This window comes from Actinomyces capricornis, assembly GCF_019974135.1.
In the GTDB taxonomy this organism is placed as follows: Bacteria; Actinomycetota; Actinomycetes; order Actinomycetales; family Actinomycetaceae; genus Actinomyces; species Actinomyces capricornis.
On sequence record NZ_AP025017.1, the window covers coordinates 2,059,391 to 2,084,551 of the forward strand.

Consider the following 25,161-nt stretch of genomic DNA (forward strand, 5'->3'; position numbering starts at 1 on the left):
CGGTGAGGGGCTCCCCTCCTCACGGCCGCATCCCGGGCCCAGCCCGGGAGTCCAGTCTGACGGGCCGATCCTCCGATCGGATTCCCGTGTGTCCAGACCGGTCCGCACCCCGAGGAGCACTCAGGGGCCCGTGCGCGTCGCACTGCGACACGCCCGAGCGCGTGGACCGGCAGAAGCAAGTACAAGAGAGGTTAGGCGCCATGGCGGGACAGAAGATCCGCATCCGGCTCAAGTCCTACGACCACGAGGTCATCGACTCCTCGGCGCGCAAGATCGTCGACGTCGTGACCCGCGCAGGTGCGACGGTCGTGGGCCCCGTGCCGCTGCCGACCGAGAAGAACGTGTTCTGCGTCATCCGGTCGCCGCACAAGTACAAGGACAGCCGCGAGCACTTCGAGATGCGCACGCACAAGCGGCTGATCGACATCGTCGACCCGACGCCCAAGGCCGTCGACTCGCTCATGCGACTCGACCTGCCCGCCGACGTCAACATCGAGATCAAGCTCTGAGGATCGCCATGACAACGCTTCACACGCCGGCTGCCGCCGCGCCTGCCAAGGCGCTGCTCGGCATCAAGCTCGGCATGACCCAGATCTGGGACGAGAACGGGGTCCTGCGCCCCGTCACCGTCGTGCGGGTCGACACCAACGTCGTCACCCAAATCCGCACCATTGAGACCGATGGCTACGAGGCCGTCCAGCTCGCCTTCGGCGAGATCGACGAGCGCAAGGTGACCAAGCCCCTGGCCGGTCACTTCGCCAAGGCCGGGGTCGCCCCCCGCCGCCACGTCGCCGAGGTGCGCACCTCCCTGGCCGGCGAGTTCACCCCCGGCCAGGAGCTGGGCGCCGACACCTTCGAGGTCGGCCAGCTGGTCGACGTCACCGGCACCTCCAAGGGCAAGGGCTTCGCGGGCGTCATGAAGCGCCACGGCTTCGCCGGCGTCGGCGCCTCCCACGGCGCCCACCGCAACCACCGCAAGCCCGGCTCCATCGGGGCCTGCGCCACCCCCGGCCGCATCTTCAAGGGCCTGCGCATGGCCGGCCGCATGGGCCACGTCAAGCGCACCGTGCAGAACCTGAAGATCCGCGGCGTGGACGTCGACAAGGGCGTCCTGCTCGTCAACGGCGCCATCCCCGGCCCCAAGGGGTCGGTCGTCGTCGTCCGTACCGCCGTGAAGGGAGCCTGAGACCATGACTGAGGCACTCACCGTCGACATCGTCGACTCCAAGGGCGTGAAGACCGGCTCCGTCGACCTCCCCGCGGAGATCTTCGACACCGAGCTCAACATCCCGCTCATGCACCAGGTCGTCGTGGCCCAGCTCGCCGCGGCCCGCCAGGGCACCCACGCCACCAAGACCCGTGGCGCCGTGCGCGGCGGCGGGCGCAAGCCCTACCGCCAGAAGGGCACCGGCCGCGCCCGTCAGGGCTCGACCCGCGCCCCCCAGTTCGTCGGCGGAGGCACCGTCCACGGGCCCCAGCCGCGCGACTACAACCAGCGCACCCCCAAGAAGATGAAGGCCGCCGCCCTGCGCTCGGCCCTGTCGGACCGCGCCCGCAACGGCCGCATCCACGTCATCACCGAGTTCGTCACCACCGAGGCGCCCTCCACCAAGGCCGCCCTGGCGGCCCTGCGCCACCTCACCGACCGCAAGGCGCTGGTCGTGGTCAGCCGCGAGGACGACCTCAGCCGCCTGAGCCTGCGCAACGCCCCCGAGGCGCACGTCCTGTGGGCCGACCAGCTCAACACCTACGACGTCCTCAACTCCGACGACGTCGTCTTCACAGCCGACGCCCTGGACGGCTTCCTGGGCACGGGCGAGGAGGAGTCCAAGTGAGCCTCGAGAAGTCCAAGAACCCCCGCGACGTCATCATCGCGCCGGTCGTCTCCGAGAAGTCCTACACCTGCATGGACCGCGGCCAGTACACGTTCATCGTGGCGCCGAGCGCCAACAAGACCGAGATCAAGCAGGCCGTCGAGGCGATCTTCTCGGTCAAGGTCGACTCGGTCAACACGATCAACCGCAAGGGCAAGCGGCGCCGCACACGCACCGGCATGGGCAAGTCGAAGGACACCAAGCGCGCGATCGTCACGCTGCGCGAGGGCACCATCGACATCTTCGGCGACGTCACCCAGTGACCCGGAAGGTAGAGGATCGATATGGGAATCCGTAAGTACAAGCCCACGACCCCGGGTCGTCGCGGCTCCTCCGTGGCCGACTTCGTGGAGATCACCCGCAGCACGCCCGAGAAGTCCCTCGTGCGCCCCCTGCACAAGACCGGTGGTCGCAACTCCAGCGGTCGTATCACCACCCGCCACAAGGGCGGCGGCCACAAGCGCGCCTACCGCGTCATCGACTTCCGTCGCCATGACAAGGACGGCGTGCCCGCCAAGGTCGCGCACATCGAGTACGACCCCAACCGCACCGCGCGCATCGCCCTGCTGCACTACGCCGACGGCGAGAAGCGCTACATCATCGCCCCCAACAAGCTGCGCCAGGGCGACGTCGTCGAGTCCGGCCCCACCGCGGACATCAAGCCCGGCAACAGCCTCCAGCTGCGCCACATCCCCACCGGTACCGTGGTCCACGCCGTGGAGCTGCGCCCCGGGGGAGGGGCCAAGATCGCCCGCAGCGCCGGCACTTCGGTCCAGCTGGTGGCCAAGGAGGGCAAGTACGCGCAGCTGCGCATGCCCTCCGGCGAGATCCGCAACGTCGAGGCCGCCTGCCGCGCGACCATCGGCGAGGTCGGCAACGCCGAGCAGTCCAACATCAACTGGGGCAAGGCCGGCCGTATGCGCTGGAAGGGCGTGCGCCCGACCGTGCGCGGTGTCGTCATGAACCCCGTGGACCACCCGCACGGTGGTGGTGAGGGCAAGACCTCCGGTGGTCGCCACCCCGTCTCCCCGTGGGGCAAGCCCGAGGGCCGTACCCGTCGTCCGAACAAGTCCAGCGACCGCCTCATCGTGCGTCGTCGTCGGACCGGCAAGAAGCGCTGATAGGAGCCCGATATGCCGCGTAGCCTGAAGAAGGGTCCCTTCGTCGACGACCACCTCCAGAAGAAGGTGGACGCCCAGAACGAGAAGGGCACCAAGAACGTCATCAAGACCTGGTCCCGTCGTTCGGTCATCACGCCGGACTTCCTCGGACACACCTTCGCCGTCCACGACGGCCGCAAGCACGTCCCGGTCTTCGTCACCGAGTCCATGGTGGGCCACAAGCTCGGCGAGTTCGCTCCGACCCGCACCTTCCGCGGGCACGTCAAGGACGATCGCAAGTCGCGTCGCTGACGCCGTCGGAAGCTAAGAGAGGCAGAGAACTATGGAAGCCAAGGCGCAGGCCAAGTACGTGCGCTGCACGCCCATGAAGGCTCGCCGCGTCGTGGACGTCGTCCGCGGCAAGCGCGCCGTCGAGGCCGTCAACGTGCTGCGATTCGCACCGCAGGCCGCTGCGGTGCCAGTGCGCAAGGTCGTCGAGTCCGCCATCGCCAACGCTCGCTTCAAGGCCGAGCGCGACGGTGAGCGCTTCGACGAGAACGACCTGTTCATCATCGAGGCATTCGCCGACGAGGGCCCCACCCTCAAGCGGTTCCGCCCGCGCGCCCAGGGGCGCGCCAGCCGGATCCTCAAGCGGACCAGCCACATCACCATCATCGTCGGCGAGAAGGCCGACTCCGCACGTCAGGAAGGAGCCCGGTAATGGGGCAGAAGGTCAACCCGACCGGGTTCCGCCTGGGCATCACCACGGACCACCGCTCGCGCTGGTTCGCCGACTCCACCAAGCCCGGTCAGCGCTACCGCGACTTCGTGGAGGAGGATGTCAAGATCCGCCGCCTCATGGAGGACGGCATGGAGCGCGCGGGCATCTCCAAGGTCGACATCGAGCGCACCCGTGACCGTGTGCGCGTCGACCTGCACACCGCCCGCCCGGGCATCGTCATCGGCCGCCGCGGCGCCGAGGCCGAGCGCCTGCGCGGACAGCTGGAGAAGCTGACCGGCAAGCAGGTCCAGCTCAACATCCTGGAGGTCAAGAGCCCCGACCTGGACGCCCAGCTCGTGGCCCAGGGCATCGCCGAGCAGCTGGCCTCCCGCGTCTCCTTCCGCCGCGCCATGCGCAAGGGCATGCAGTCGGCCATGCGCGCCGGCGCCAAGGGCATCCGGGTCCAGTGCTCGGGCCGCCTGGGCGGGGCCGAGATGAGCCGCAGCGAGTTCTACCGCGAGGGGCGCGTGCCGCTGCACACCCTGCGGGCCAACATCGACTACGGCTTCTACGAGGCCAAGACCACCTTCGGCCGTCTCGGCGTCAAGGTGTGGATCTACAAGGGCGACCTCACCGAGCGCGAGTTCGCCCGCCAGCAGGCCGAGTCCGGCTCCCGCGGGCGCGGCGGTCGCGGTGAGCGCCGCGGCGGGCGCCGTGGCGAGCGCGGAGCGCGTCAGAACAGCGAGCAGCAGGCCGAGCAGGCGCCGGCCGCCGAGAACGCTGCCGCCGAGCAGGGAACGGAGGCCTGAGCCGTGCTCATCCCCCGTCGGACCAAGTTCCGCAAGCAGCACCGCCCGCACCGTACGGGCCTGTCCAAGGGCGGCAACCAGATCGCCTTCGGCGACTTCGGCATCCAGGCTCTGGAGCCCGCCTACATCACCAACCGCCAGATCGAGGCGGCCCGTATCGCCATGACCCGCCACATCAAGCGTGGCGGCAAGGTGTGGATCAACATCTTCCCGGACCGTCCGCTGACCAAGAAGCCCGCTGAGACCCGTATGGGCTCGGGTAAGGGCGCTCCCGAGTGGTGGATCGCCAATGTCAAGCCCGGACGCATCCTGTTCGAGCTCGGCGGCGTTTCCGAGGAGCTCGCCCGCGAGGCCATGCGCCGCGCACAGCACAAGCTTCCGATGAAGACCCGTTTCGTGACTCGTGAGGGTGGTGACGTCTGATGGCTATCGGTTCCAAGGGACTGACCCCGTCCGACCTCGACGGCATGGACAACGAGCGCCTCGCCGAGGAGCTGTCCAAGGCCAAGGCCGAGCTGTTCAACCTGAGGTTCGCCTCGGCGACCGGCCAGCTCGAGGACCACGGCCGCCTCAAGGCCGTGCGCCGCGACATCGCCCGCATCTACACCATCGTGCGCGAGCGGGAGCTCGGCATCCGTACCGCTCCAAGCAGCCAGGAGTCCAAGTGAGCGAGCAGACTACTTCCAGCACACCGACCCCGGAGCAGCCTGAGCAGGCCCCCGAGCGCAACCAGCGCAAGGTCCGCCGCGGCTATGTCGTCTCCGACAAGATGGACAAGACCGTCGTCGTCCTCGTTGAGGAGCGCTACAAGCACTCCCTGTACGGCAAGGTCCTGCGCCGCTCCAAGAAGGTCAAGGTCCACGACGAGAACAACGAGGCCGGTGTGGGCGATCTCGTCTCCATCATGGAGACCCGCCCGCTGAGCGCCACCAAGCACTTCCGCCTCCTGGAGATCCTCGAGAAGGCCAAGTGACCCGCTGGTGAGCCCCGGCCCACCACCGCCGACGCCGCAGCCCCCACACCGGGGAGGCTGCGGCGTCGGCGTTGCTTGCGGCTGCGGCGGCCGGGTTGGCCGTGCGCTCTGTGGGCTCGGTGCGCTCTGTGCGCTCTGCGCGCCGCCGGCCGCTATCGCCGGGTCACTCGCATATCGCCCGCTGATGGCGCGCCATCCGACCCCGCAGGATGCGAGTCGCTCCGCGAGATGCGAATCACCCAGCGGGGCGCGGCATGCCGGGCGGTCCGGGGCACGGCCGGTGAGCAATGGCACAGGCCTCCGGGGGATTCTCAGGTTCCGTGCGCAGGCGCCGCTGGACTAGGCTGACGGGGTTGCGTGCGCCCTCGGCGCGCCCAGCAGAGACCTCGTGCCGCGTGCGCCTGTGTCTGCTGGGGCCCACACGCCGCGGACCTCCCCGAGTCTACGGGCTACCCGTGGCCTGAGCGGGCGGGCGCGCAAGTCCAGAAGAACGTTCGGCTAGGCTCGGCGACTCGCCGAGAACCGGCTCGACGACAGGAGAACACTCAATGATCCAGCAGGAGTCGCGACTGAAGGTCGCCGACAACACCGGTGCCAAGGAGATCCTTTGCATCCGTGTACTCGGCGGCTCGGGTCGTCGCTATGCGGGTGTCGGCGACACCATTGTCGCCACCGTCAAGGACGCCATCCCCGGTGGCAACGTCAAGAAGGGCGAGGTCGTCAAGGCCGTCGTCGTGCGCGCCCGCAAGGAGCGCCGCCGCCCCGACGGCTCGTACATCCGCTTCGATGAGAACGCCGCCGTCATCCTCAAGAACGACGGCGACCCCCGAGGCACGCGCATCTTCGGCCCCGTGGGCCGCGAGCTGCGCGAGAAGAAGTTCATGCGCATCGTCTCACTCGCCCCGGAGGTGATCTGACATGGCACGTATCAAGAAGGGCGATCAGGTGATCGTCATCTCCGGCAAGGACAAGGGCAAGACCGGCCGCGTCCTCAAGGTGCTGCCCGGCGCCGAGCGCGTCATCGTCGAGGGCGTCCAGCGCGTCACCAAGCACACCAAGGTGGGGCAGTCCGCCCAGGGTGCCCGCACCGGCGGGATCGAGACCGTCGAGGCCCCGATCCACGCCTCCAACGTCATGCTCGTTGACCCCAAGACCAAGAAGCGCACCCGTGTGGGTGTCCGCCTTGAGGAGGGTCAGCGCCCGAACGGCCGCAAGCGCGTCGTGCGCGTGCGCTACGCCAAGAAGAGCGGGGAGGACCTGTGACCATGGCTGAAATGGCAGACAAGGCCGACAAGATCGTCCCCCGCCTGAAGACCAAGTACACCGAGGAGGTGCGCCCCGCCCTGCTCAAGGAGTTCCAGCACGGAAACGTCATGGAGGTCGCGGGCATCACCAAGGTCGTGGTCAACATGGGTGTGGGCGAGGCCGCACACGACTCCAAGATGATCGAGGGCGCCGTGCGCGACCTCGCCGCGATCACCGGGCAGAAGCCCCAGGTCACCCGGGCCCGCAAGTCCATCGCCCAGTTCAAGCTGCGCGAGGGCATGCCCATCGGCGCCCACTCCACGCTGCGCGGAGACCGCATGTGGGAGTTCCTCGACCGCCTCGTGTCGATCTCCCTGCCCCGCATCCGCGACTTCCGTGGCCTGAGCCCCAAGCAGTTCGACGGCAACGGCAACTACACCTTCGGTCTCACCGAGCAGGCAGTCTTCCACGAGATCGACCAGGACAAGATCGACCGCGTCCGCGGCATGGACATCACCGTGGTGACCACGGCCAAGACCGACGAGGAGGCCCGCTCTCTGCTCAAGCAGCTCGGCTTCCCCTTCAAGGAGAAGTGACATGGCCAAGACCGCTCTGATCGAGAAGGCGAACCGTAAGCCGAAGTTCGGTGTGCGTGCCTACACGCGCTGCCAGCGCTGCGGGCGCCCGCACTCCGTGTACCGCAAGTTCGGCCTGTGCCGTATCTGCCTGCGGGAGATGGCCCTCCGGGGCGAGCTCCCCGGTGTGAGCAAGTCCAGCTGGTAAGAACTTACGTCGCAGGTCCGAGGAGGAAACCGCGACGAGGAAGGGCCAAGGCCCACTCATGACAATGACAGACCCCATCGCAGACATGCTGACCCGTCTGCGCAACGCCAACTCCGCCTACCACGACTCGGTCTCGATGCCGTCGAGCAAGCTCAAGGTCAACATCGCAGAGATGCTGAAGTCCGAGGGCTACATCGCCGGCTACGAGGTCGCCGACGCCGAGGTGGGCAAGACGCTGACCCTGACCCTGAAGTACGGCGCCAACCGTCAGCGCGCCATCCAGGGCCTGCGCCGGATCTCCAAGCCCGGCCTGCGCGTCTACGCCAAGTCCACCAACCTTCCCAAGGTCCTGGGCGGCCTGGGGGTGGCCATCCTGTCCACCTCCTCCGGCCTCCTGACCGACCGGCAGGCAGAGTCCAAGGGCGTGGGCGGCGAAGTCCTCGCCTACGTCTGGTAAGAGAGGAACGGAGGAAAACCATGTCTCGTATTGGACGTCTCCCCGTTCCGGTCCCCGCCGGAGTGGACGTGACCATCGACGGCCAGGAGGTGACGGTCAAGGGCCCCAAGGGCACCCTGTCGCGCACCATCTGCGAGCCGCTGAGCGTGACCCGCCAGGAGGACGGCTCCATCCTGGTCACCCGCCCCGACGACGAGCGCCGCTCGCGCTCGCTGCACGGGCTGTCGCGCACCCTCATCCACAACATGGTCGTCGGTGTCACCGAGGGCTATGAGAAGAACCTCGAGATCGTCGGCACCGGTTACCGCGTGGCCGCCAAGGGCCAGGCCATCGAGCTGTCCCTGGGCTTCTCGCACACCGTGACGGTCGAGCCCCCCGAGGGCATCACCCTCACCGTGGACGGCAACCTGAAGATCAAGGTCTCCGGCATCTCCAAGGAGCAGGTCGGCGAGGTCGCCGCGAACATCCGCAAGATCCGCCCGCCGGAGCCCTACAAGGGCAAGGGCGTGCGCTACGCCGGCGAGAACGTGCGCCGCAAGGTCGGAAAGGCTGGTAAGTGACCATGGCTTACTCGATCAAGAGAGGCAAGGGCAACGCCAAGGCCATCGCCCGCAAGATCCGTCACCAGCGCGTGCGCAAGCACATCTCCGGCACCCCCGAGCGCCCGCGCCTGGTCGTCACCCGCTCCAACCGCCACATGGTGGCCCAGGTCGTCGACGACACCATCGGCCACACCCTGTGCGCCGCCTCCACCCTGGAGGAGGCCGCCAAGGGCGTGGAGGGCCACAAGGTCGGCGCCGCCCGCAAGGTCGGCGAGCTCGTGGCCGAGCGCGCCAAGGCCCTGGGCATCGAGGCGGTCGTCTTCGACCGCGGCGGCAACAAGTACCACGGCCGGGTCGCGGCCGTCGCCGAGGGCGCCCGCGAGGGCGGCCTGAAGCTGTGAGCACTACGACGACGAGAAAGCAGAGGAACATCTGATGGCTGCACCGCAGCGAGACAGGTCCGCGTCGTCCGACGGCTCGGCCCAGCGCGAGAACGACGAGCGCCGGGGCGAGGGCCGCGGCCGCCGCGACCGCAACAATGACCGCCGCGACCGTGGTCGCGGCAACGACGACAAGTACATCGAGCGCGTCGTCGCCATCAACCGCGTCTCCAAGGTCGTCAAGGGCGGCCGCCGCTTCACCTTCACGGCCCTGGTCGTCGTCGGTGACGGTGAGGGCACGGTCGGTGTGGGCTACGGCAAGGCGAAGGAAGTGCCCTCCGCCATCGCCAAGGCCGTCGAGATCGCGAAGAAGAACTTCTTCCACGTCCCGATGATCCGCCGCACCATCCCGCACCTGGTGCAGGGGGAGGACTCCGCCGGAGTCGTTCTGCTGCGCCCGGCTTCCCCGGGTACCGGGGTCATCGCCGGCGGCCCGGTGCGCGCCGTGCTGGACTGTGCCGGCGTCCAGGACATCCTGTCCAAGTCGCTGGGCTCCTCCAACGCGATCAACATCGTGCACGCCACGGTGGACGCCCTCAAGCGCCTGGAGCAGCCCGAGGCGGTCGCTGCCCGTCGTGGCCTGCCCCTGGAGGACGTCGCCCCGCAGTCCATGCTGCGGGCCCGCGCGGAGGGCGAGGCCGACAAGCGCGCCGAGGCCGAGAAGAAGGAGGCCGAGAAGGCCGCTGAAGGAGTGGGTGCGTGATGGCTGACGCAACCAAGACCGAGCCGACAACCAAGCAGCTCAAGGTCACCCAGGTCCGCTCTGGCATCGGGGGCACCCACCGCCAGCGCGAGTCCCTCAAGACCCTGGGCCTGCGCAAGATCCGCCAGTCCGTGGTGCGCGAGGACTCTCCCAGCGTGCGCGGCCTGATTGCCACGGTGCACCACCTGGTCACCGTTGAGGAGGTCTGAGATGGCTGACACGAAGAAGCAGGCCGCCGACGCCGCGGCCGAGCAGACCGCCGAGGCGGGCCAGAGGGTGCGGGTCGTCAAGCTCCACCACCTGCGCCCCGCCCCCGGCGCCAAGAAGGCCAGGACCCGCGTGGGTCGCGGTGAGGCCTCCAAGGGCAAGACCGCCGGTCGCGGGACCAAGGGCACCAAGGCCCGCTACCAGGTCCGCCCCGGCTTCGAGGGTGGCCAGATGCCGCTGCACATGCGCCTGCCCAAGCTCAAGGGCTTCAAGAACCCCAACCGCGTGGAGTTCCAGCCCGTGAACGTCGGCCGCATCGCCGAGCTCTTCCCCGCCGGTGGCACCGTCACTGTGGAGGACCTCGTCGCCGCGGGCGCCGTGCGCAAGAACCAGCTGGTCAAGGTCCTGGGTGGCGGCGACGTCACCGTGGCCCTGACCATCACCGCCGACGCCTGGTCCGGCTCCGCTAAGGAGAAGGTCGAGGCCGCGGGCGGCACGATCACCGCGCGCTGAATCGGCCGAGGCCACTGGGCCCGAGCCGGCACCCGCAGCGGTCATCGCCGATGGCGTCGAGGACCCCGGTCCCAGGCACCCCCTGGGGCCGGGGTCCTTCGTCGTGGGCCGGGGGACCGGGCGCGCCGGTGCCCGCGCACCTCGGCCCGATGACCCGCCGTACGTGACAAAGCCCGCATTGCAAGGAGGTTTCTCCGCCCAGGCCGCTAGCATGAGGCGGTAGTCTGTCCCGGGCGCGGAAGACCTGCGTCGCGTCGTGCCATGTGCGCGACCACCACCCACCCCCGAGTCCACAGGAGATCGAGTGCTCAGCGCGTTCACTCAGGCGTTCAGGACGCCAGACCTCAGGGCCAAGCTCCTCTTCACCCTGGGGATCATGGCCCTCTTCCGCCTCGGATCGGTGGTCCCCAGCCCCGGCGTCGATGTCGCCAACGCCCAGATCTGCGTGGGGCAGGCCGAGGGCCAGGGGCTGCTCGGCCTGATCAATATCTTCTCCGGTGGTGCCCTGCTCCAGCTCAGCGTCTTCGCCCTGGGCATCATGCCCTACATCACCGCCTCCATCATCATCCAGCTCCTGCGCGTGGTCGTGCCCCGCTTCGAGGAGCTGCACAAGGAGGGCCAGTCGGGCACCGCCAAGCTCACCGAGTACACCCGCTACCTGACCATCGGCCTGGGCCTGCTGCAGTCCTCCACCATCGTGGCCACCGCGGCCGCCGACCAGCTCTTCCCCGGCTGCACCGTGCCGGTCATCCCGGATGACTCGCCGCTGACCCTGGGCCTGATGATCATCACCCTGACCGCCGGGACCGGCCTCATCATGTGGCTGGGCGAGCTCATCACCGAGCGCGGCATCGGCAACGGCATGTCCCTGCTGATCTTCACCTCGATCGTCGCCCAGTTCCCGGCCAACATGATCTCCATCGCCACCGGCTCGGGCGGCGTGGGCAAGTTCCTCATCGTCATCGCCGTCGTCCTGGTGGCCACCGCGGCCGTCATCTTCGTGGAGCAGGCCCAGCGGCGCATCCCCGTGCAGTACGCCAAGCGCATGGTGGGGCGGCGCCAGTACGGCGGCTCGACCACCTACATCCCGGTCAAGATCAACACCGCCGGCGTCATCCCGGTCATCTTCGCCTCCTCCATCCTGGCCATGCCCCTGCTCATCTCCCAGTTCGGCGACCCCTCCTCGGGCTGGGTGCAGTGGATCAACAGCCGCCTGCAGCAGACCCACCCGGTCTACCTCACCGCCTACGCGCTGCTCATCCTGTTCTTCGCCTTCTTCTACACCGCCATCACCTTCAACCCCGAGGAGATCGCGGACAACATGAAGCGCTACGGCGGCTTCATCCCCGGCATCCGCGCCGGCGAGCCGACCGTGCGCTACCTGACCTACGTCATCAACCGCGTGACCTCGGTGGGCTCCATCTACCTGGTGGTCCTGGCCCTCGTGCCGACCCTGGCGGTCATCTGGCTGGGCCTGTCGCAATCCCTGCCCTTCGGCGGCACCACCATCCTTATCATGGTGGGCGTGGGTCTCCAGACCGTCAAGGAGATCAACTCCCAGCTCCAGCAGCGCCACTATGAAGGGTTCCTCTCATGAGTGCACGGATGGTCCTCCTGGGTGCTCCCGGGGCGGGCAAGGGCACCCAGGCCGCCCGCATCGCCGAGCGCCTGTCCATCCCCGCCATCTCCACCGGCGACATCTTCCGCTCCCACGCGGCCCGCGGCACCGAGCTGGGGGCCCAGGCCGCGCAGTACATGGACCGCGGCGAGTACGTCCCGGACTCCATCACCAACGCCATGGTCGCCGAGCGCCTGAGCCGGCCCGACTGCCGCCAGGGCTTCCTCCTGGACGGCTACCCCCGCACCCAGAACCAGGTCGATGAGCTGGACGCCGTCCTGGCCCGCGACGGGCTGTCCCTCGACGCGGTGGTCGAGATCACCGTCGACGCCGAGGCCGTCGTGGCCCGCCTGCTCAAGCGGGCGGACGAGCAGGACCGCGCCGACGACACCGAGCCGGTCATCCGCCGTCGCCTGGAGGTCTACACCGAGTCCACCGAGCCGCTGGTCGCCCACTACTCCCAGCGCGGCCTGCTGGTGCGCGTGGACGGCATGGGGCAGATCGACGAGGTCACCGAGCGCCTCATGGAGGCCCTGGCCGCCCGCGGCATCGCCTGAGCCGCCCACCACCGACGCTGCGGCCCGGCCGGGCCGCGAAGGAGGCCGCCGTGCCGCGCCGCGAGCAGATCGAGATCAAGACCCCCGACCAGGTGCGCCACATGCGCCGGGCCGGGCTCGTCGTCGCCGAAATCCATGCGGCCCTGCGTCAGGCGGTGCGCCCCGGCATCACCACCGCCGAGCTCGACGCCGTCTCGGCCGGCGTCATCGAGCGGGCCGGTGCCCGCTCCAACTTCCTGGGCTACCACGGCTTCCCGGCCACCGTGTGCATCTCGGTCAATGAGGAGGCGGTCCACGGCATCCCGGGGCCGCGCGTCCTGGAGGCCGGGGACCTGGTGACCTTCGACTGCGGCGCCTACATCACCGACGAGCGGGGCACCCAGTGGCACGGGGACGCCGCCTTCACCACGGTGGTGGGCGGCACCTACCGCAATGACTCCGACCGGATCCTGGATGCCACCACGCAGCGCTGCCTGTGGGAGGCCATCGCCGCCCTGGCCCGCGCGGCCGCGGGGGAGGGCGGTGCGCGCCAGCTGCGGCTCAACGCCGTGGGCGACGCCGTGGAGGAGACCGTGGCCCAGGTCGCCGCCACCCGGGGCTATGAGCTGGGCATCCTCCAGGAGTACGTGGGCCACGGCATCGGCACCCGCATGCACATGCCCCCCGACGTCCTCAACTACTCGGTGCGGGGCCGGGGCCCGCGCCTGCGCCCCGGCATGGTCCTGGCCATCGAGCCGATGCTCACCGCCGGCAGCCCCCGGGTGCGCGAGCTCGACGACGGGTGGACGGTGGTGACCTGCGACGGCTCGCGGGCGGCCCAGTGGGAGCACACCGTGGCGATCATGCCCGGGGGAGTGTGGGTGCTCACCGCGGCCGACGGCGGCGCCCAGGGCCTGGAGCCCTACGGCCTGGCCCCGGTGACAATGCGCGATTGAGCGCGCGGACGGCGTCGAGCGATCATGACCGCGCAGGGGCGGTAGTCTGTGGCCATGAACGTCAACGGCGACTCCTCCCTCCCCCTCCTGCCCGCCCCCAGCCGCCTGGAGCACACCAGCGGCGCCCCCTTCCTCCTGACCCCCATCACGCCGCTGCGCTGCCAGGCCGCCTGCGCCCAGGAGGCAGAGCAGCTCGCCGAGCTGCTGCGCAACGGCCTGGGATGGTGCGGTCGGGTCGAGCACGACCAGCCCGAGCCTGAGCCCGGCCCGCCCCTTCAGGCCGGGGGCGAGCCCACCGGCGATGCCCTGCCCGCCCTGCGCCTGGACCTCGATGAGCAGATCCCCGGGGGCCCCGAGGCCTATGCCCTGAGCGCTCGGGCGGACGGCCTGGAGCTGCGGGGCGCTTCGCCCAGCGGCGTCCTGCAGGGGGTGCGCACCCTCCTCCAGCTGCTGCCGCGCCGCGTCATGGCCGCCGACGGCGCCACCTGGGCGGCCTGCCCGCCCACCGGCGCGCAGGACGGCAGGGCAGTGGATGAGGCACCGGGCGAGGCGGGCGTCCTGGCCCGGATCCCCCCGCTGTCCATTGAGGACGCGCCCCGCTTCGGCCACCGCGGTCTCATGCTCGACGTCGCCCGCTCCTTCCTGGGTGTGGAGGACGTCTGCGCCATCGTCGAGGCGGCCGGGCGCTACAAGATCAACGTCCTGCACCTCCACCTCGTGGACGACCAGGGCTGGCGCCTGGAGATCACCAACGAGGGGCGCGCCGAGGGCGACACCATCGACTACACCCGGCTGACCGCCGTCTCGGGGCGCACCGCCGTCAGCGCCGAGGGCTACGGGCAGCGCCCGGGCGTGGGTGGGTTCTACACCCGGGAGGACTATCGCAGGATCCTGGACTTCTGCCGCTCACGGCATGTGGAGGTCATCCCCGAGATCGACCTGCCCGGGCATGCCGGCGCCGCTCTGCACGCCATCCCCGAGCTGTGCACGCCCGGATCGTCCTATGCGGGCACGCCCCAGGCGCCCACGGCGCCCGCCGACGGCTCCACCGAGGTCGGCCGGAGCTACCTTGATCCGCACTCCCCGGCCACCCTCGTCTTCCTGCGCCATGTTCTGACGCAGGTCGCCGGGCTCGACCCCCACGGGCGCACCATCCACCTCGGCGGCGATGAGCCCTACGCCATGGCCCACCGCTACGGTGCCCAGGAGGGCTCCCCCTACGCCGGCCTCCTGGCCGCGGCCCAGGAGATGGTCCGCGAGCTGGGGCGTGAGCCCATGGGATGGAATGAGGCGGTCAGTGCCGGGCCGCGTGGGATCCTCCAGGTGTGGAACCCCGAGCCGCAGGTGGCCCGGGCCCTGCGCCAGGCGGTCGGCCAGGGCTCCCGACTGGTGATGTCGCCGGTGACCCACGCCTACGTCGACCTCAAGTACGACCCCTCCAGCCCCCTGGGCCTGACCTGGGCGGGCAGTCTGGAGGTACCCCAGGCGCGCTCCTGGGACCCGGCCCGCATCCTGGAGGGCGTGGGGGCCGAGGCGATCGACGGCGTCGAGGCCACCCTGTGGGGTGAGACCGTGCGCAGCCGCCAAGACGCCGAGTGGCTCCTCTTCCCCCGCCTGCTGGCCCTGGCCGAGGTCGGCTGGTGCATCGAGCCCTTCCCCGCGGCCGGCGGCCAGGACGCGGCGGCGCCCGGCCGGTCCCTGGAGGACTTCCTGGCCCGCTGCGCCGCCCACGGACCCCGCCTGGCCGCCGCCGGCACCCGCTTCCACGCCACCTCCACCGTGCCGTGGGGCCAGTACGGGCCCTTCCCCCGCCAGGAGCTCCACCCCGAGTCGGAGGTGCACCTGTAGCCCCGCTCGCCCGATCCGCGGGGCGCGCCGCATGTGGCCGGAAACACCGGCACGATGGCGGATCTCGCATAGTGGTGGGGCGCGGTCCTGTCGTAGAGTTGGCAGCCGGACACTCCTCCGCCGATTCCGCACGCCCATCAGGCCCTGTGCCCGGGCGGCGCGGCGGGGGCGTCCCTCCGGGCGGCGTCGTCGCCCGGACGAACTCGAGCGAGAGAGCACCGATGGAGGAACATGGCTAAGAAGGACGGCGTCATCGAGGTCGAGGGATCGGTCGTCGAGGCCCTTCCGAACGCGATGTTCCGGGTGGAGCTGAGCAACGGGCACGTCGTGCTCGCGCACATCTCCGGCAAGATGCGGCAGCACTACATCCGCATCCTCCCCGAGGACCGCGTGGTCGTGGAGCTCAGCCCCTACGACCTGTCCCGCGGCCGCATCGTCTACCGGTACAAGTGAGAAGCCGACTGACCGCAGTCGGTGGAGGAACATCATGAAGGTCAAGCCGAGCGTCAAGAAGATCTGTGACAACTGCAAGGTGATTCGTCGCCACGGCCGTGTCATGGTCATCTGCGAGAACCCACGGCACAAGCAGCGCCAGGGCTGAGGCCCAGCGCTGAGGGCCGCCCACGGCGGCCACCACCAGCACCCATCCCAGCGGGCCCGCCCGGCGCAGCAGCGGCAGGCCGGACCGCAACCCCCGGTTCTCGGAGGCCGGGGCCGCCCCAGGGCGGAGGAGGTGGGTGACGACCTCCGGGAGCACATCAGGAGAACCACACAGTGGCACGCATTTCCGGTGTCGACCTGCCTCGCGAGAAGCGAGTGGAGATCGCACTCACCTACATCTTCGGGATCGGGCGCACCCGCGCCGATGAGACCCTCAAGGCGACGGGCGTCAACCCCGACACCCGCGTCAAGGACCTGAGCGAGGACGAGCTCGTCGCCCTGCGCACCCACATCGACGCCAACTACCAGGTCGAGGGTGATCTGCGCCGTGAGGTCCAGGCCGACATCCGCCGCAAGATCGAGATCGGCTGCTACCAGGGTCTGCGCCACCGCCGCCACCTGCCGGTGCACGGCCAGCGCACCAAGACCAACGCGCGCACCCGCAAGGGCCCCAAGCGCACCGTGGCCGGCAAGAAGAAGGCCAAGTAAGCAGCAGGAATCCGGGCCCCGCCCCGGACCGACGACCTCATCGCAGAAGAAGGAAGCATGCCTCCCAAGACCCGCGCCGCAGCGCGCAAGATGCGCCGCAAGGACCGTAAGAACGTCACCCACGGTCACGCCTACATCAAGTCCACCTTCAACAACACCATCGTGTCCCTGACCGACCCCTCCGGTGCGGTCATCGCCTGGTGCTCCTCCGGCCAGGTCGGCTTCAAGGGCTCGCGCAAGTCCACGCCCTACGCCGCCCAGCTTGCCGCCGAGGCCGCCGCCCGGCGCGCCCAGGAGCACGGCATGAAGAAGGTCGACGTCTTCGTCAAGGGCCCCGGCCCCGGCCGCGAGACCGCGATCCGCTCCCTGCAGGCCGCCGGCCTGGAGATCGGCCCGATCACGGACGTCACCCCCCAGGCCTACAACGGCTGCCGCCCGCCCAAGCGCCGCCGCGTCTGAGACCACGGGGGACGACGGCGCGGCCCGGTGCTGCGCCGTCGTCCCCGCCCATGCCCCGCCGTCGAGGTGAGGCCGGGGCGGTGCCGGGAGAGCACCGGCCGCCCCATATCAGGACCGGCGTCATATAGCGGGCGCCGCGACGAAAGGAAACCACGTGCTCATTGCACAGCGACCCACGCTCACCGAGGAGGTCATCGAGGAGGACCGCCGCTCGCGGTTCGTGCTCGAGCCCCTCGAGCCCGGATTCGGCTACACGCTGGGCAACTCCCTGCGCCGTACGCTGCTGTCCTCCATCCCGGGGGCGGCCGTCACCAGCGTGCGCATCGACGGGGTGCCCCACGAGTTCCGCACCATTGCCGGGGTCAAGGAGGATGTCTCCCAGATCATCCTCAACATCAAGGAGATCGTCCTGTCCTCGGAGAACGACGAGCCGGTGGTCATGTACCTGCGCAAGTCGGGCCCGGGCGAGGTGCTGGCCGGGGACATCACCCCGCCGGCCGGCGTGGAGATCCACAATCCCGAGCTGGTCATCGCCACCCTCAATGAGAAGGGCAAGCTGGAGATCGAGCTGACGGTCGAGCGTGGACGCGGCTACGTGTCGGCCAACCAGAACAAGGACCCCAATGCGGAGATCTCCCGGATCCCCGTGGACTCGATCTACTCGCCGGTCAAGAAGGTCTCCTACTCCGTCGAGGCCACTCGTGTGGAGCAGCGCACGGACTTCGACCGCCTCATCGTGGACGTCGAGACGAAGGTCTCCATCACCCCGCGCGACGCGCTGGCCTCCGCCGGCAAGACCCTGGTCGAGCTCTTCGGGCTGGCCCGTGAGCTCAACGTCGAGGCCGAGGGCATCGAGGTCGGCCCCTCGCCGGTGGATGAGGCCTTCCAGCAGGACCTGGCCCTCATGATCGACGAGCTCGACCTCCAGGCGCGCTCCTCCAATGCGCTCAAGCGCGAGGGCATCCACACGGTGGGCGAGCTGGTCGGCCGCAGTGAGGCGGACCTGCTCGACATCCGCAACTTCGGCGCCAAGTCGATCTCCGAGATCAAGGAGAAGCTGGCCGAGCTGGGTCTGTCCCTCAAGGGCTCCCCGGTCGACTACGTCTCGGAGGACGACTACGCCAACCCCACGTTCAGCGACGAGCCCCAGGCCTGAGCCGGCTCGTCATTCATCTAGGAGACAACCATGCCTCGCCCCACCAAGGGTCCCCGCCTGGGCGGCAGCGCCCAGCACGAGCGCCACATGCTGGCCAACCTGGCCACTCAGCTCATCATCCACGAGTCCATCACCACCACTGAGGCCCGGGCCCGCCGCCTGCGCCCCTACGTGGAGAAGCTCATCACCAAGGGCAAGCGCGGCGACCTGCACGCCCGCCGCACCGTGATGAAGAAGGTGACGGACAAGTTCGCCGTCTACCGCCTCTTCGAGGTCCTGGCCCCCCAGTTCGAGGGTCGCGATGGCGGCTACACCCGCATCATCAAGACCATGCCCCGCAAGGGCGACAACGCCCCCATGGCGGTGATCTCCCTGGTCCTGGAGCCCGTGGCCAAGAAGGAGATCGTCGAGGATGCGGTGGCGACCGCCAAGCGCGCCGCCGAGAAGGCCGTGGCTGAGGAGCCCGCCGAGGCCGAGAAGGTCGAGGAGAAGGCGGAGGAGTCCGCGAAGGCGGAGGCGGCCGAGGCTGAGAAGGCTGAGGCGCCAGCTGCGGAGGCCGCGGGGGAGAAGGCGGAGTACGCCGGCGCAGTGCGCCTGGCCGAGGGCGCCACGGAGGCTCCGGATGCCGACCACCAGGTCAAGGGCAATGAGGACTCCATGAAGTACCACGTGCCGGGTTCGCGCTGGTACGACGCCACGGTGGCCGAGGTCTGGTTCGCCAGCGCCGAGGAGGCCGAGGCCGCGGGCTTCGCCCCCGCCGGTGGCGCCGCCGCCCAGAAGGTCGAGAAGTGAGCCGGATCTGATCCTCTCAGGCTGTTTGCTCTCTGGCCGCTGAGCTGATTGCGGGAGGGCCCCATCCACTGTGGATGGGGCCCTCCCTTTCTTCTTGACCCGTGGCACATCTTCGGCTTCTCCCAGGAGGGGCCGTGTCACAAAGCGAGTACCGGATGCAGAATGCGAGTGCGGGGTACTCGCTTTCTGTACCCCGCACTCGCATTCCGGCGCTGGTGGGGTCCGGGGGAGGGTCAGTCCTCCTCGAGTTCTTCCAGGCGGGCGCGGAAGGCCTCGCGCTCCTGACGAACGGCTGCGGCCTCCACCGCGTGCCCAGCGGCTTCGAGCAGGTCGGCATAGAGGCTCAGGGAGGCGAGGTATAGCTTCCCGAATGCCCGTGGCTCAGCCTGGGCCAGCTCGCGGCGGAGGGTTACTGCTTCGTGGACGGTCTCCAGAGCAGCCTGTAGCTCCCCGTTGCTGACTAGGTGGTTGGCGAGGTTGTCCAGGGCCATGGCCAGGTCCGGGGTATGGGCGGCGGGGTTGTCCTGGGCCAGGTCGCGGTAGGCGTCGACGGCTTGCCGGGCAATATCCAGAGCGATCTGATTTTCCCCAGTTCTCGCTAGGAGACTGGCGAAATTCGTCAGGGCTGTGGCGAGGTAAGGGGTATAGGTGGTGGGATTGGTCTGTGCTAGGCCCTCGTAGAGACTAACGGCCAGCTGCATGTTATCGAGAGCGATGTCTAGATCGAACCGGTTTTGAATGTTCTGGGCTTGGAGGATGGCGAGAGTGTTCAGGGAATTGGCGAGGTCGGGATGATGGAGGACGGAGTTTCCCTGGGTTAGCTTGCGGTATAGGTCGACTGTTTCCTGAGCTGTCGTGATGGCCGGGGAGAGGTGGCCGGATTCGCCTAAAAACTTGGCGAGAGTCTTCAGGGAATCAGCGAGGTTCGGGGTGTGGGTGTCGGGGTTGGTGCGTGCCAGATCGCGGTTGATGTCGGAGGCTCGCTGGGCGCTATCCAGTGCTGCTTGGAGATCCCCGACCTTGTATTTCCACCAACTCAGTGTCAGGAGGCGAACGGCGTAATCGGAACGTTTATGCTCTGGATCGCTCTCCTGGACCTCGACATCGCTGGCACGTCGCGCGAGAATTAGTCCCAAGGGAGTGATCAGGTAGCCTCCCTGACTTAGTTTGCTCACTGCTTGATGCGCGGACTCGGTACTGAGGCTCGTTGACGTCTTGAGCAGCAGAGCCGCCAGGGAGTTTGGCAGATCCGTGCTCCGTGATGTCATCGCAGCATTCTCGACGGTCTGCGTCAGTTCCTCCAGGACGTCATTGAGCGCGGAGCCGACGAGCTCCCTTACCCGGGGGTCGTCCGCGGCGCGTTCGAGCACGGTCCAGGTCCGCAGGGCACCGGTGCCCACGCGCGCGGGGGCCAGGAGAGAAGGAAGTGCCGTCTCCAGATTCCCAATCTCCGAGGTGATGAGGCGCTCTCCCAGACGGTCAGGCTCCAGGTGCCCGCACCATGCCTCCTCTGCTCCCGGACTCTGGAGCGGTGGCGGGTAGCACTCCCTCAACCAGCCGGCGAGTGACGTCAACTCGTTGTGATCCAGATTCTCCGCGGCTGGTAGGAGCCCGAGGAGCGCCACCGCGTCATCCTCATCCTCGATCTCGGCGAGCGTGGCCAGGGCGGCCACCTGGCGGGCCAGGGCTCGATCGAAATCCCGAGCATCGGGCCAGTGCAGCTCCCAGTAGCGCTCCTCATGCGCCAGCAGCCCATCGAAGACATCCTCCTCGGAGGCCGGGGGGAGTCCGGTGCTCCGCGTCGCACTGAGGAAGGCCGTGGCGATGACGGGCAGAGGCTGGGAGTAGGACGTGCGCGACAGATTCTCCGACCGACTCGGGACTGCTCCGGCCTCATGGAAGACTGCCACGGCACTGTCGAAGAGCCTCTGGCGATCCTCCTCAGAGAGCTCCTGCTCGTTGAGGACCATGCTCATCGCTTCATCGAGCAGCCGGTTGATTCCCTCGGCCTCGGAGCCCTGCGGGCGCAGGGAATCCACCCATGGATCCGCCCCCTTCCGGGATGCGGGCAATGGTGCGGGCCGTCGCACGAGGAACAGCACCCGGATCCGCCGTCGGGAGGCGTCCCTGGCGGCTGTGAGAGCCAGATTGATGACGCGGCCAACAATGTCGGAGCGGGTCTCGGCGTAGTCCACGACCAGGAGCAGCGAGCGTGTATCCGACCCGCTGTGCGCCCCACCTGGCTCCAGACCCTCGATGCCGCGCAGGAACCCTGTTCTCCACTGCGACCTCGACCTGCGCCACCGCCTCGCTCCGGCGGCACTGAGACGGCGGCACAGCTCCACACCCAGGCGGGTCTTCCCGGAGCCGCCATCGCCGCCCAGGACGCACAGGGCGAAGGGCTCATCACTCACCGCCCACGCCTCCAGGTCCGCCAGTATCCCGGCACGGTCCAGGAAGGGGACGGGGCTGGAGGCCGCTCCCAGGAGGCGAGTCACGCTCAGGCCGGCGGCGCCCTGCGCATGATGTTGGACGGCGTCGAGGGTCAGCCGTGCGGACGCCTCGGGGATGTTCACAACGGGGGGTAGACCGACCTTCGGGAGCTGCTGTTGGCGTTTCCGCTGCTGCGCGGCTTTCCAGCCCCTGCGCCCCCAGCGCCATAACCAGCGCACGACGTCCCACGGTTTCGTCCCGGACCACCAGTTCACGACGAAGAAGAAGCCCACGATGAAGGCGATGACGGCGGTCACCCACCAAGGGGTGGGAATGCCCTTCAACCATGCGAGAACAGCACTGGTGACATTGGGGAGCGTCATGGTCCAGGCCTCACGACGTTGGGACAGGGAGCACTCCGCATTATGCCAGGGGCGACGCAGTTCTCACGGTGCTCATCCGAGCCGGGAACTCCCGATCCCCTCCTGCGGGCCGCAGCACCGTGGCCTCAGGCCCGGACGCAGAAAGCGAGTGCGGGGTACAGAAAGCGAGTACCCCGCACTCGCAATCTGCACCCCTCACTCGCATTCCAGCTCCGGCGGCTCCGGCGGCTCTGACGGGCCCGTCCCGCCTACTCCAGGGCCCGGATGATGGCCTCGACCGTCTCCTTGGCGTCCCCGAAGAGCATCGAGGTGTTCTCCCGGAAGAACAGGGGGTTCTGCACCCCCGCGTAGCCCGCGGCCATCGAGCGCTTGAAGACCACCACGCGGCGGGCCTCCCACACGCGCAGCACCGGCATGCCCGCGATCGGGGAGTCCGGCTCCTCGGCTGCAGGGTTGACCGTGTCATTGGCCCCGATGATGAGCACGACGTCCACCTCCCCGAAGTCGTCATTGACCTCATCCATCTCCAGGACGACGTCGTAGGGGACCTTGGCCTCGGCCAGCAGCACATTCATGTGCCCGGGCAGGCGGCCGGCCACCGGGTGGATGCCGAAGGTCACCTCCACGCCCTCGGCCTGCAGCATCTCGGTGAGCGTGGCCACCGGGTACTGGGCCTGGGCCACCGCCATGCCGTAGCCGGGGGTGATGACCACGCGCCGGGCGCTCTGCAGCAGGTGGGCCACGGAGGCGGCGTCGACCTCGTCGATCGGGCCGTCCTGACCACCGGCGGGCGCCGAGGAGCCCTCGGTGCCGAAGCCGCCCAGGATCACCGAGGCGAAGGAGCGGTTCATCGCCTGGCACATGAGGTAGGACAGGTAGGCGCCCGAGGAGCCCACCAGGGCCCCGGTGATGATGAGCAGGTCGTTGTTGATGGTGAACCCGGTCAGGGCCGAGGCCCATCCCGAGTAGGAGTTCATGATCGAGACCACCACAGGCATGTCCCCACCGCCGATCGCCACCACCAGGTGGATCCCCAGCAGGAGCGCGATGATCGTCATGGCCGCCAGGCAGGCCCAGGCGGCCGGGGAGCCCTCGGGCAGCAGCAGGAAGGCCACCAGCAGCGCCAGGCAGACCAGGAGCGCCACCAGGTTGAGCAGGTTGCGTCCCGGCAGGGTGATGGGCCGGCCCGGTACCCGCCCGGCGAGCTTGAGGGCCGCCAGGATCGAGCCGGTGAAGGTCACCGCCCCCACGAGCACCCCCAGGTAGACCTCGCCCAGGTGGAAGACCCCCAGGGCCTCAGCGGCCGGCTCGGGGGAGGCGTAGGAGTTCAGCCCCACGATGACGGCGGCCAGGCCCACGAGGCCGTTGAGCACGGCGATGAGCTGGGGCATGCCCGTCATGGCCACGCGCCTGGCCAAAGTCATGCCGATCACGGCCCCCAGGCCCAGCGCCAGGGCGATGAGCACAGCGGTGACCACCACCCCCTGACCGGGATCGGAGGTCAGGGCCATGCCGATGGCCGCCGCGACCGCCACCCCCATGCCGACCGCCCCGGCGATGTTCCCCGCCGCGGAGGTCTCATGGCGCGAGAGCCCCGCGGCGGCCAGGATGAACAGGATCGCCGCCGCGATATAGGCCAGGGCCACCGGCGAGGGCAGAGCGGGCAGGGCGGCAGCGGGCAGGGACGTGGCGGGCACGGCCTGCGCCCAGGCGGGCCCTGCGAGTGCGGTGAGCGTGGCAGGCATCGTCTCAGTCCTTCCTGAACATGGTGAGCATGCGGTGGGTGACCGCGAAGCCGCCGAAGACATTGACCGTGGCCAGCACGATGGCCACGAAGCTGACGGCGCTGATGAGCGGGTTGGCGCTGCCCACCTGGGAGATCGCGCCCACCAGGATGATCCCGGAGATCGCATTGGTCACCGACATCAGCGGGGTGTGCAGGGCGGGGGTGACATTGGAGATGACGTGGAAGCCCAGGATGACCGCCAGGGTTAGGACCACGTAGTGGCTGGCGGCCGCCGCCGGCGTCACCAGCACCAGGACTGCCGCCAGGGCAGCCACCAGGGCCAGGCCCGCGGTGCGGCGCCGTCGGCTGAGGGCCTGCTGGGCGGCCTCCTGCTCCCGGGCCTGCTGCAGCTCCTCGGGGGAGGGGCCCGTGGGCGCCGACGGCGCGGCCGAGACGCTGATGGGCGGCGGGGGCCACAGCACCGAGCCGTCGTGGACCACCGTCACCGAGCGCAGGATCTCGTCATCCAGGTCCAGGGCGAGGACGCCGTCCTTCCCGGGCGTCATCAGCGCCAGCAGGTTGACGATGTTCTGCCCGTAGAGCTGGGAGGCCTGGGCGGGCAGGCGCCCCGCCAGGTCCAGGAGCCCCACGATGGTCACCCCGCCGGGGGTGCGCACCACCTCGCCGGGCACGGTCAGCTCGGTGTTGCCGCCATTGGCGGCCGCCATGTCCACGATCACCGAGCCCGGGCGCATCGCCTCGATGGCGGCGCGCTCCAGCAGCAGGGGCGCCTGGCGGCCGGGGATGGAGGCGGTGGTGATGACGATGTCGGCCTGGGCCGCCTGCTGGGCGTACAGGGCGCGGGCCGCCGCCTCCTGATCGCTGCCCAGCTCCTTGGCGTAGCCGTCGGTGGAGACCTCCTGGGCGCCGGGCAGCGGCACGAACTGGGCCCCCATGGAGCGCACCTGGTCGGCCACCTCGGGGCGCACGTCGCTGCCGCGCACGATGGCGCCCAGGGAGTGGGCGGTGCCGATGGCTGAGAGCCCGGCGACCCCGGCGCCGATGACGTAGGCCTGCGCCGGGGGGAACTTGCCGGCGGCGGTGACCTGGCCGCTGAACAGACGCCCGAAGTGCGCCGCGGCCTCGATGACGGCCCGGTACCCGGCCAGGTTGGCCTGGGAGGAGAGCACGTCCATGGCCTGGGCGCGCGAGATCCGCGGGACGGCGTCGAGCGCCACGCCCGTCAGGCCCCGCTCGCGCAGGGACTCCAGCAGCTCGGGATGGCGGGCGGGATCCAACCGGCCGACGACCATGGCGCCCCGGCTCATGAGGTCCAGCTCCTCGGCGCTGGGAGTGCCGGTGCTCAGCACGATGTCGCAGCCCCAGACCTCGGCCCGCTCGGCCAGGCGGGCGCCGGCCTCCTCATAGGCCTCATCGGGGGCGCTGGCTCTCAGGCCCGCACCGCGCTCGACCAGGACCTCATGGCCCAGGCGCGAGAGCCTCTCGGCGGTCTGCGGGGTGGCGGAGACCAGGGGCCTGTCCGGTCGCTCGCAGGGGACTCCAATGCGCACGGCGCCTCCTCGGGGTTGATGGGAACGTATCCCGTCGGCTGGTGGGGAAACTGTACGGGCAGGGGGTAGGGTCGACAAGACGTCAATAGCCGGAACAGCCAGACCCTATCGACCGCATGTGACAGCGATGAGTCGAGGCAGGACGACGCGGCGGCGCCCCGAGACGG

At 69.4% G+C, this 25,161-nt stretch carries 34 protein-coding genes; 31 read left to right on the forward strand and 3 right to left on the reverse strand.

Annotated features, from left to right (window positions below):
- Positions 1-200 precede the first annotated feature (200 nt).
- The 31 genes from rpsJ to rplQ all read left to right on the forward strand — a co-directional run bounded on the left by rpsJ (position 201) and on the right by rplQ (position 18,881).
- Complete coding sequence (gene rpsJ, locus MANAM107_RS08265) at positions 201-509, forward strand: 30S ribosomal protein S10 (protein ID WP_003786051.1); 309 nt, start codon at positions 201-203, stop codon at positions 507-509.
- Positions 510-517: 8 nt separating this feature from the next.
- On the forward strand, positions 518-1,186 hold the full coding sequence (gene rplC / locus MANAM107_RS08270) for a 50S ribosomal protein L3 (protein WP_223907281.1): 669 nt from the start codon (positions 518-520) through the stop codon (positions 1,184-1,186).
- A 4-nt stretch (positions 1,187-1,190) separates the two neighbouring features.
- Entirely contained in the window at positions 1,191-1,835 is a 645-nt protein-coding gene (gene rplD / locus MANAM107_RS08275) for a 50S ribosomal protein L4 (protein WP_223907284.1), read from the forward strand.
- The gene (rplW, locus tag MANAM107_RS08280; protein WP_223907287.1) at positions 1,832-2,137 is read left to right on the forward strand and encodes a 50S ribosomal protein L23; all 306 of its coding nucleotides are present in this window, start codon (positions 1,832-1,834) and stop codon (positions 2,135-2,137) included. Before rplD ends, rplW begins: the two co-directional genes overlap by 4 nt.
- Before the next feature lie 21 nt (positions 2,138-2,158).
- Positions 2,159-2,995, forward strand: coding sequence for a 50S ribosomal protein L2 (gene rplB / locus MANAM107_RS08285; protein ID WP_124932646.1), 837 nt, complete (start codon positions 2,159-2,161; stop codon positions 2,993-2,995).
- Positions 2,996-3,007: 12 nt separating this feature from the next.
- On the forward strand, positions 3,008-3,286 hold the full coding sequence (gene rpsS, locus MANAM107_RS08290; protein WP_008729396.1) for a 30S ribosomal protein S19: 279 nt from the start codon (positions 3,008-3,010) through the stop codon (positions 3,284-3,286).
- A 31-nt stretch (positions 3,287-3,317) separates the two neighbouring features.
- Positions 3,318-3,695, forward strand: a complete 378-nt coding sequence (gene rplV, locus MANAM107_RS08295) for a 50S ribosomal protein L22 (RefSeq protein WP_179900549.1) — start codon at positions 3,318-3,320, stop codon at positions 3,693-3,695.
- Positions 3,695-4,504 (forward strand): 30S ribosomal protein S3, encoded by an 810-nt coding sequence (gene rpsC / locus MANAM107_RS08300; RefSeq protein WP_179900550.1) that lies wholly within the window; start codon positions 3,695-3,697, stop codon positions 4,502-4,504. The genes rplV and rpsC overlap by 1 nt, the downstream gene beginning before the upstream one ends.
- Before the next feature lie 3 nt (positions 4,505-4,507).
- Positions 4,508-4,927, forward strand: coding sequence for a 50S ribosomal protein L16 (gene rplP, locus MANAM107_RS08305; RefSeq protein ID WP_179900551.1), 420 nt, complete (start codon positions 4,508-4,510; stop codon positions 4,925-4,927).
- Positions 4,927-5,172 (forward strand): 50S ribosomal protein L29, encoded by a 246-nt coding sequence (gene rpmC, locus MANAM107_RS08310; protein WP_124932642.1) that lies wholly within the window; start codon positions 4,927-4,929, stop codon positions 5,170-5,172. Before rplP ends, rpmC begins: the two co-directional genes overlap by 1 nt.
- On the forward strand, positions 5,169-5,477 hold the full coding sequence (gene rpsQ / locus MANAM107_RS08315) for a 30S ribosomal protein S17 (RefSeq protein ID WP_179900552.1): 309 nt from the start codon (positions 5,169-5,171) through the stop codon (positions 5,475-5,477). Before rpmC ends, rpsQ begins: the two co-directional genes overlap by 4 nt.
- Before the next feature lie 548 nt (positions 5,478-6,025).
- A complete protein-coding gene (gene rplN / locus MANAM107_RS08320; protein WP_179900190.1) occupies positions 6,026-6,394 on the forward strand; it encodes a 50S ribosomal protein L14 in 369 nt (122 codons plus the stop codon).
- Between the two features lies 1 nt (position 6,395).
- Positions 6,396-6,740 (forward strand): 50S ribosomal protein L24, encoded by a 345-nt coding sequence (rplX, locus tag MANAM107_RS08325; protein WP_179900191.1) that lies wholly within the window; start codon positions 6,396-6,398, stop codon positions 6,738-6,740.
- Between the two features lie 11 nt (positions 6,741-6,751).
- Positions 6,752-7,318 (forward strand): 50S ribosomal protein L5, encoded by a 567-nt coding sequence (gene rplE / locus MANAM107_RS08330; RefSeq protein ID WP_218929171.1) that lies wholly within the window; start codon positions 6,752-6,754, stop codon positions 7,316-7,318.
- Between the two features lies 1 nt (position 7,319).
- Positions 7,320-7,505, forward strand: a complete 186-nt coding sequence (locus tag MANAM107_RS08335; protein WP_003781856.1) for a type Z 30S ribosomal protein S14 — start codon at positions 7,320-7,322, stop codon at positions 7,503-7,505.
- 58 nt (positions 7,506-7,563) lie between these two features.
- The gene (gene rpsH, locus MANAM107_RS08340) at positions 7,564-7,962 is read left to right on the forward strand and encodes a 30S ribosomal protein S8 (RefSeq protein ID WP_179900193.1); all 399 of its coding nucleotides are present in this window, start codon (positions 7,564-7,566) and stop codon (positions 7,960-7,962) included.
- Positions 7,963-7,982: 20 nt separating this feature from the next.
- Positions 7,983-8,522 carry a 50S ribosomal protein L6 gene (gene rplF, locus MANAM107_RS08345; protein ID WP_124932636.1) on the forward strand — a complete coding sequence of 180 codons (540 nt, stop codon included), beginning with the start codon at positions 7,983-7,985 and terminating at the stop codon, positions 8,520-8,522.
- A 2-nt stretch (positions 8,523-8,524) separates the two neighbouring features.
- Positions 8,525-8,905, forward strand: coding sequence for a 50S ribosomal protein L18 (gene rplR / locus MANAM107_RS08350; protein WP_124932635.1), 381 nt, complete (start codon positions 8,525-8,527; stop codon positions 8,903-8,905).
- A 34-nt stretch (positions 8,906-8,939) separates the two neighbouring features.
- The gene (rpsE, locus tag MANAM107_RS08355) at positions 8,940-9,647 is read left to right on the forward strand and encodes a 30S ribosomal protein S5 (RefSeq protein WP_179900194.1); all 708 of its coding nucleotides are present in this window, start codon (positions 8,940-8,942) and stop codon (positions 9,645-9,647) included.
- Positions 9,647-9,856, forward strand: a complete 210-nt coding sequence (gene rpmD / locus MANAM107_RS08360; protein ID WP_179900202.1) for a 50S ribosomal protein L30 — start codon at positions 9,647-9,649, stop codon at positions 9,854-9,856. Before rpsE ends, rpmD begins: the two co-directional genes overlap by 1 nt.
- A gap of 1 nt (position 9,857) precedes the next feature.
- Positions 9,858-10,367 carry a 50S ribosomal protein L15 gene (gene rplO, locus MANAM107_RS08365; RefSeq protein ID WP_179900195.1) on the forward strand — a complete coding sequence of 170 codons (510 nt, stop codon included), beginning with the start codon at positions 9,858-9,860 and terminating at the stop codon, positions 10,365-10,367.
- A gap of 304 nt (positions 10,368-10,671) precedes the next feature.
- Positions 10,672-11,964 carry a preprotein translocase subunit SecY gene (secY, locus tag MANAM107_RS08370; protein ID WP_179900196.1) on the forward strand — a complete coding sequence of 431 codons (1,293 nt, stop codon included), beginning with the start codon at positions 10,672-10,674 and terminating at the stop codon, positions 11,962-11,964.
- Complete coding sequence (locus MANAM107_RS08375) at positions 11,961-12,542, forward strand: adenylate kinase (RefSeq protein ID WP_223907291.1); 582 nt, start codon at positions 11,961-11,963, stop codon at positions 12,540-12,542. Before secY ends, MANAM107_RS08375 begins: the two co-directional genes overlap by 4 nt.
- A 101-nt stretch (positions 12,543-12,643) precedes the next feature.
- A complete protein-coding gene (gene map / locus MANAM107_RS08380; RefSeq protein WP_373314091.1) occupies positions 12,644-13,477 on the forward strand; it encodes a type I methionyl aminopeptidase in 834 nt (277 codons plus the stop codon).
- 54 nt (positions 13,478-13,531) lie between these two features.
- Positions 13,532-15,325: a family 20 glycosylhydrolase gene (locus tag MANAM107_RS08385; protein WP_223907297.1), complete on the forward strand. Its 1,794-nt coding sequence runs from the start codon at positions 13,532-13,534 to the stop codon at positions 15,323-15,325.
- A gap of 231 nt (positions 15,326-15,556) precedes the next feature.
- The gene (infA, locus tag MANAM107_RS08390; RefSeq protein ID WP_003781847.1) at positions 15,557-15,778 is read left to right on the forward strand and encodes a translation initiation factor IF-1; all 222 of its coding nucleotides are present in this window, start codon (positions 15,557-15,559) and stop codon (positions 15,776-15,778) included.
- 34 nt (positions 15,779-15,812) lie between these two features.
- The gene (gene rpmJ, locus MANAM107_RS08395) at positions 15,813-15,926 is read left to right on the forward strand and encodes a 50S ribosomal protein L36 (RefSeq protein WP_005987264.1); all 114 of its coding nucleotides are present in this window, start codon (positions 15,813-15,815) and stop codon (positions 15,924-15,926) included.
- A gap of 173 nt (positions 15,927-16,099) precedes the next feature.
- Positions 16,100-16,474, forward strand: a complete 375-nt coding sequence (gene rpsM, locus MANAM107_RS08400; protein ID WP_124932630.1) for a 30S ribosomal protein S13 — start codon at positions 16,100-16,102, stop codon at positions 16,472-16,474.
- A 57-nt stretch (positions 16,475-16,531) separates the two neighbouring features.
- Complete coding sequence (gene rpsK, locus MANAM107_RS08405; RefSeq protein WP_124932629.1) at positions 16,532-16,933, forward strand: 30S ribosomal protein S11; 402 nt, start codon at positions 16,532-16,534, stop codon at positions 16,931-16,933.
- A gap of 154 nt (positions 16,934-17,087) precedes the next feature.
- Complete coding sequence (locus tag MANAM107_RS08410; protein ID WP_179900198.1) at positions 17,088-18,089, forward strand: DNA-directed RNA polymerase subunit alpha; 1,002 nt, start codon at positions 17,088-17,090, stop codon at positions 18,087-18,089.
- Positions 18,090-18,119: 30 nt separating this feature from the next.
- Complete coding sequence (gene rplQ, locus MANAM107_RS08415) at positions 18,120-18,881, forward strand: 50S ribosomal protein L17, sunset domain variant (RefSeq protein WP_223907301.1); 762 nt, start codon at positions 18,120-18,122, stop codon at positions 18,879-18,881.
- 233 nt (positions 18,882-19,114) lie between these two features.
- Here the strand turns inward: rplQ and MANAM107_RS08420 are convergent, their stop codons facing one another.
- The 3 genes from MANAM107_RS08420 to MANAM107_RS08430 form a co-directional block, all read right to left on the reverse strand.
- Positions 19,115-21,697, reverse strand: a complete 2,583-nt coding sequence (locus tag MANAM107_RS08420; protein ID WP_223907304.1) for a tetratricopeptide repeat protein — start codon at positions 21,695-21,697, stop codon at positions 19,115-19,117.
- A gap of 248 nt (positions 21,698-21,945) precedes the next feature.
- The gene (locus MANAM107_RS08425) at positions 21,946-23,442 is read right to left on the reverse strand and encodes an NAD(P)(+) transhydrogenase (Re/Si-specific) subunit beta (RefSeq protein ID WP_223907307.1); all 1,497 of its coding nucleotides are present in this window, start codon (positions 23,440-23,442) and stop codon (positions 21,946-21,948) included.
- 4 nt (positions 23,443-23,446) lie between these two features.
- Complete coding sequence (locus MANAM107_RS08430; protein WP_223907310.1) at positions 23,447-24,994, reverse strand: Re/Si-specific NAD(P)(+) transhydrogenase subunit alpha; 1,548 nt, start codon at positions 24,992-24,994, stop codon at positions 23,447-23,449.
- Positions 24,995-25,161: the final 167 nt, after the last annotated feature.